Source organism: Saccharopolyspora sp. (assembly GCF_017434145.1).
In the GTDB taxonomy this organism is placed as follows: domain Bacteria; phylum Actinomycetota; class Actinomycetes; order Mycobacteriales; family Pseudonocardiaceae; genus Saccharopolyspora_C; species Saccharopolyspora_C galaxeae.
The window spans coordinates 1-3,778 of the sequence record NZ_JAFRFW010000522.1 but is presented as its reverse complement, the minus strand read 5'-3'; the positions used below and the strand labels follow the sequence as shown (position 1 = coordinate 3,778).

The following is a 3,778-nucleotide window of genomic DNA, read 5'->3' as shown; positions in this document are numbered from 1 at the left end:
CCGCCGATGCAGGGGCCGCCGTTCCTCCGGTAGTGGGGTTTCCCGCTATTTCGGCGCGGGAGCATCCGGCTGTTCTGATCTACGCTCGATGATGTGAACAGCTCGCAGGATTCCCGGCCGGAACTGGACTCGGATTCCTCGCCCGGCGGTTCCGGCGCGCTGCAAGCGTCGCCCTGGCCGCAGACCGGCGCCGTCGATTCCCCGGCTTGGGTCGGCGAGCCCGATGCGGGCCGCCCGCGGCCGGTGACCGCTGCGTTCTGGCTCGGCGTGGTCGACGTGATGATCGGCTCGGCGCTGCTGGCGGTGCAATGCGTCGCCTCCGACGACCTGCTGCTGCGGATGCTCGGAGACGCCGAGTTCCTGCTCACCGGCGGCGACGTCCGCAGCGTCTACCTCGGCATCCTCGGCGGCCTGGTGGCGATGGCCGTGCTCGCGGCGGCGTTGTGGTCGCTGTTGCTGTTCGCGATGCTCCGCGGCCGCGAGTGGGCACGACTGGTGCTGACCTCCATCGCGTTCGTGTGGGCGGTCTCGAGCCTGCTGGCGCTGGTGGGCAAGAACCCGTACGGCCCGCTGTACGTGGTGCTGGAGGCGGCGCAGGTCGTGGCGCTGAGCGCGACGGTGCTGTGCATGTTCGCGAGCTCGGCGCGCGATCACTTCACCTACCGCCCCTGATCGGCACGCCAGGTGCTCGCGAACCGGTGATGTTGATCGAACAGGTGGACAGCGACCTTGCCGGATTTCTACTGTTCTGCACGTGACGTCACCGCACGATCCTGGGCAGCAGCGCGGCCAGCAGCCGCCACCGAGTGGATTTCCGCAGCAGCCGGGCGGCTACCCGCAATACCAGCAGGCCGACCCGTACGCGGCGCCGTCCGCACCGGATCCGGGCCAGCCGCGCAGGCCGGGAACCGTCGAAGCCGCGTTCTGGCTCGCGGTGGTGGTGCCGGTGGTGGCCACGGTGCTCTACGCGGTGAGCTTCTTCCAGACCCAGGGCTTCACGCGGGAACTCTTGGCCGCGGAGTTCGCAGGCGGGCAGCAAGAACTGGCGGCGCAGACCGCTGCCAACGTGCTCGTGGCGTTCTTCGTGGTCGCCACGGTCGTGCTGGTGGTGCTGACCGCGTTGTGGATCATCTTCGGGTTCAGCCTCCGCGCGGGCCGGAACTGGGCGCGGGTCACGCTCACCGTGTTCGCCGCGGTCTGGGTGCTCGCCGCGTTGTCCGGCCTGATCGTCGGCGGTTCGGGCTGGGGCGAGGGTGAACTGCCGCCCGGCGTGGTCGAACCCGCCGGCCTCGTCGCGCTCGGCTACGCGCGCAGCGCCTTGGAACTCGTCGCGATGGCCGCGTTCATCGTGCTCAGTTACCTCAAGCCTTCGCAGTGGTACTTCGCAGCGAGGTCGTACCGGTGAGCGCCGCGAACACCGCGCCGCAGGCGGTGCGCGCGGGCGTCGGGCTCTGGTGCGCGCTGGCGGCCTTCCTGCTCGTGCAGACGGCCTTCTCGTGGGCGGGACGGTCCGCGCTGCAGCAGCAGCTGGTGGCCAACCACGCGGCGGCACCCGAGCAGGCGGCGGACCGGACGCTGCAACTGCTGCTGATCAACACCGGCATCGCGGTGGTCTTCGCCGCCGGATACGTCGTGCTGGGGCTGCTGATCCTGACCCGGCGGCCGTGGTCCAGGATCGGGGTGTCCGTGCTGCTGGCGGTGCAGGTGGTGATGATGCTCGGCAGCCAATCCCTGACCGTGGTCAACCTCATCGTGCTGGTGCTCGGCGGCGCGGCGGCGTGGTGCTGCTGGTCGAAGACCGGAACGGAACGGGTGACCGGCGAGCATGAGTGACGCCGAAACCGGCCCGGTCCTCTACGCCGAGGACGGTTCGACCTGGTGGCCCGTCGCGTGGGGGCCGGTCTTCGCCGGCTGCGGACTGCTCGTCGAACTCCTCACACCCGGTGTCGTGAACCTCGCCGCGTGGCTGCTGCTGGCCGGAGTGCTGGGCGTGGCGGCCGCGGCGTGGGTGTACGCGCGGCGACGCGCGCTGCTGGTGCTGTTGACGCCGACGCTGCTCACGGTCGGCCGGGAAGATCTGGAGATCGCGCGGATCGCCGCGATCACCGACGTGGGAGCGCCGATGGGCGTGCCGGTGCTGGGCGGCGGTTTCACCCCGCCGAAGGGCATGGGCGAGATTCCGCTGCGGTTAGCGGACGACCGCGTAGTGCTGGCCTGGGCCAAGGACCCCGCAGCTTTGCTCGAGGAACTGCGGCCGCTGCTGGTCGAGCCCTAGGGGCGGCTGCTCAGCGGCTGCGCCGCGGACCGGGCAGAGATCAAGAGCCGGACTCGGGCGGAGCCGTGGACCCACGACGCGGCGTCGGTTCGCACGACCGCGTGAGACCCTGCGTGGCGTGACGTTTCCGGAACCGTGTTCGGCCGACGGGCCGATGCCGCACGAGGACACCGCGAACACCGCTGCCCCGGCCGGGCGGCTGGCGCAGCCGTGGCGGCTGGCCATCGCAGCCGGGGAAGTTCTGCTGATCATCGCGCTCGTGTTCGCCGCGTGGTGGTGCTGGGGCGAGTCGCGATCGAGCGTCGAGGTGCCGGGTGCGGACGGGGCACCGATGCACTCGACCCGGATCGCGGGCAACTGGGTCGGGCTCAGCGTCACCGCCGCGACCGCGGCGGCCTTCGCCGTGATCGACGTGGTCCGGCAGTCGATGCTGGCATGGCGGGTGCGCCGCTCCCGCGGACCGCGCCGCTGACGGCCGGGGCCCGCGCGGGGTGCGGCAACGCACACTCCGCGGCCTGTCAGACTGGAGGCGTGACAGCCGAAACCCCTGGCAACCCGAATTCTGCGGCGCCCCGTTCGCGGGAGTTGTTCGATCGAGCGCAGGAAGTCACCCCGGGTGGCGTCAATTCCCCGGTGCGCGCCTTCCGGTCCGTCGGTGGCACCCCGCGGTTCATGGTGCGCGCCGAAGGCCCTCGCATGTGGGACGCCGACGGCAACGAGTACGTCGACCTCGTCTCCTCGTGGGGGCCGATGGTCAACGGGCACGCGCATCCGGACGTGGTCAAGGCCGTGCAGGACGCCGCGGGCAGCGGGCTGTCGTTCGGCACGCCGGGCGTCGGTGAGATCGAGCTCTCCGCCGAGATCATCCGCCGGGTCGAGCCGGTGCAGCAGGTCCGGCTGGTCAACTCCGACACCGAGGCCACGATGAGCTCGGTGCGGCTGGCGCGCGCGTTCACCGGCAAGCGCAAGGTGGTGAAGTTCGCGGGCTGCTACCACGGGCACGTCGACTCGCTGCTGGCAGGAGCCGGTTCGGGACTGGCGACGCTGGGGCTGCCGAGCACGCCGGGGGTCACCGGCGCGCAGGCCGCGGACACCATCGTCCTGCCGTACAACGACGTCGACGCGGTGCGCACCGCGTTCGCCGAGCACGGCGACGACATCGCGTGCGTGATCACCGTGGCCGCCGCGGGCAACATGGGCGCGATCGCTCCGCAGCCCGGCTTCAACGCGGCGCTGCGCGAGATCACCAGCGCCGCCGGGGCGCTGCTGATCATGGACGAGGTGATGACCGGCTTCCGGGTCTCGGCTTCGGGCTGGTTCGGCCTGGACGGCGTGGCAGGCGACCTCTACTCCTTCGGCAAGGTCATGTCCGGTGGCCTGCCCGCCGCGGCGTTCGGCGGCCGCGCCGACGTGATGGAGCTGCTGGCGCCGACCGGGCCGGTGTACCAGGCGGGCACCTTGGCCGGGAACCCGGTCGCGGTCGCTGCCGGGCTGGCCAACCTG

General features: G+C 71.4%; 6 protein-coding genes. All 6 read left to right on the top strand.

The genetic code is table 11. From position 1 onward, the window contains the following. Positions 1–93 precede the first annotated feature (93 nt). Entirely contained in the window at positions 94–672 is a 579-nt protein-coding gene (locus tag IJH84_RS14560) for a hypothetical protein (RefSeq protein ID WP_295145303.1), read from the top strand. Between the two features lie 82 nt (positions 673–754). Further along, positions 755–1,405, top strand: a complete 651-nt coding sequence (locus IJH84_RS14555) for a hypothetical protein (RefSeq protein WP_295145301.1) — start codon at positions 755–757, stop codon at positions 1,403–1,405. Then, positions 1,402–1,833 (top strand): hypothetical protein, encoded by a 432-nt coding sequence (locus tag IJH84_RS14550; RefSeq protein ID WP_295145299.1) that lies wholly within the window; start codon positions 1,402–1,404, stop codon positions 1,831–1,833. The genes IJH84_RS14555 and IJH84_RS14550 overlap by 4 nt, the downstream gene beginning before the upstream one ends. After that, complete coding sequence (locus IJH84_RS14545) at positions 1,826–2,275, top strand: hypothetical protein (RefSeq protein WP_295145297.1); 450 nt, start codon at positions 1,826–1,828, stop codon at positions 2,273–2,275. The genes IJH84_RS14550 and IJH84_RS14545 overlap by 8 nt, the downstream gene beginning before the upstream one ends. A 118-nt stretch (positions 2,276–2,393) precedes the next feature. Next, entirely contained in the window at positions 2,394–2,747 is a 354-nt protein-coding gene (locus tag IJH84_RS14540; protein ID WP_200068926.1) for a hypothetical protein, read from the top strand. 59 nt (positions 2,748–2,806) lie between these two features. Then, positions 2,807–3,778 (top strand): glutamate-1-semialdehyde 2,1-aminomutase (locus IJH84_RS14535; RefSeq protein ID WP_295145295.1); only part of this gene is annotated, 972 nt, incomplete at its 3' end.